Here is a 1,913-nt window from a genome sequence, read left to right as displayed (position 1 = left end):
GAGCGGGGGTCGTCTTCCGCGGTCGGCTCCGGGGGGGGTAGGAGCCGAACCGGGTTGCACGGTCGCGAACGATCCGTGACTTCCATGGTGTACCCGATGGGCCCGATAGGCAAACCGGGACGGCCCCGGGTACGCCGAATGGCGGGCGATTATGCTCGGGCGCGTGGAAAATCCCCCGCGCCCGCGCACGGCGGCCTTCTTCGATCTCGACAAGACGGTCATCGCCAAGTCGAGCACCCTGGCGTTCGGCCGCCCCTTCTACCGGGGCGGGTTGATGAACCGCCGGGCCGTGCTGCGCACCGCCTACGCCCAGTTCGTCTATCTGGTCGGGGGCGCCGACCACGAACAGACCGAACGCATGCGGAAGATGCTTTCGGCACTGTGTCGCGGGTGGAACGTCCAGCAGGTCCGGGAGATCGTCGCCGAGACCCTGCACCAGATGATCGACCCGTTCGTCTACGCCGAGGCCGCGGCCCTGATCGCCGAGCACCGGGCCGCCGGCCGGGAGATCGTGATCGTCAGCACCTCCGGTGCCGAGGTCGTCGAGCCCATCGGCGCGCTGTTGGGCGCCGACCGGGTGGTGGCGACCCGGATGGTGGTCGAGGAGGGCCGCTACACCGGCGAGATCGAGTACTACGCCTACGGACCGACCAAGGCGGAGGCCGTCCGCGAGTTGGCCGAGACGCGGGGCTACGACCTGGAGCGGTGCTGGGCCTACAGCGATTCGATCACCGATGTGCCGATGTTGGAGGCGGTCGGCATGCCGCACGCGGTCAACCCCGACCGCGCGCTGCGCCGGGAGGCCCTGGCCCGGGACTGGCCGGTCCTGGCCTTCAACCGTCCGGTACCGCTGCGCCGGAGGATGTCGGTCCCGCCGACCCGGCCCGCGCTGGCGGTGGGTCTGGCGCTGGGTGCCGCCGTGGGGGCGGCGCTGGTGGCGCGCTGGTGGTGGGCGCGGGAACGGTCGGCCCGCGCCGGCGGCTGACGGTCCCGGCCGGGCGCCGGTGGGCCCGGCCGGTGGTCCCGGCGGGTCGCCGTTCGACCCCCTTTCCACGATTCGTCCCTTTTATCACCTTTCCCCGCTTCCGATCATGGTCGGAGGGGAGTACAAAGGAGGTATCGACCCCGGAGGGTCGAGGGCCCCGACGGAGTCGTCACCGATCCCGTCGGCGACCCGGAACAACGGACATGTGATCATCGGGCACCCACGCGCAGCCGACCCGCGACAGGGCCGCCGCATCGGGGAGAGGGGCACGGAACTCCCCCCGGTGGGCACTTCGGAATCGCACGCCTGATCACCCGGTGCGCGTGTCCCGCGGCGACGACGCTCACGCGTCGCCGCCGCTTCCGTGTGCGGGCCCGGCGCGACCGGCCGCGGGCGCGGGTGCCCTCAGGCGGCGCCGCGCTGAAGCGCCTCGCACACCGCCACGGACTCCCGGGCCCCCAGTTCCACCGCGCGCCCGCAGTGGGCGATCCACCGGGCGACCCCCTCCGCGGTTCCCGAGGCGTACTCGGCCAGCGCCGCGTGGTGGGCGTCCGGGCCCTGTTCCGCGAAACCGACCTCCGCCGGCGCGACCGCGCCCGGGTCCAGGCCGCCGCCGGTGAGCACGATGCGGCAGGCGGCCCTGGCCACGATGCCGTTGCGGGAGCCGAAGGGGCGAAGCGCCAACAGTTCCCCGTGCACCACCGCGGCCTGCACGAGCACCGGGGCGGAGGAGCCGGCGGTGATCAGGTCCCGCAGCGCGGCGAGACGGGTGGACGCCTCCCCGGCGTCGGGCAGCGGGAGGTCACCTGCGTCCCGCTCACCGTCCGCGACGGGCTCGCCGGACAGTCGGGGTCGGCCGATCCGGTCGGCCCCCGCGTCCGATCCGCCGCCGCTCTTCTCGTCGGCACCGGCCCCGCCGGTCCCGCCG

Annotated in this window: 2 protein-coding genes; one reads left to right on the top strand and one right to left on the bottom strand. The window is 73.8% G+C overall.

Features of this window, described 5'->3' with window-relative positions:
- Window positions 1-151: 151 nt before the first annotated feature.
- Window positions 152-985: an HAD family hydrolase gene (locus FNQ90_RS21415; protein ID WP_182607855.1), complete on the top strand. Its 834-nt coding sequence runs from the start codon at window positions 152-154 to the stop codon at window positions 983-985.
- A 405-nt stretch (window positions 986-1,390) separates the two neighbouring features.
- Here the strand turns inward: FNQ90_RS21415 and FNQ90_RS21410 are convergent.
- The coding region (locus FNQ90_RS21410) for a Fic family protein (RefSeq protein ID WP_228471455.1) at window positions 1,391-1,913 on the bottom strand (523 nt) is incomplete at its 5' end.

The organism is Streptomyces alkaliphilus (genome assembly GCF_014141535.1).
Classification (GTDB): Bacteria; Actinomycetota; Actinomycetes; order Streptomycetales; family Streptomycetaceae; genus Streptomyces; species Streptomyces alkaliphilus.
Note: the sequence above shows the minus strand (reverse complement) of the source record. Positions and strands in the feature narration are given on the sequence as shown.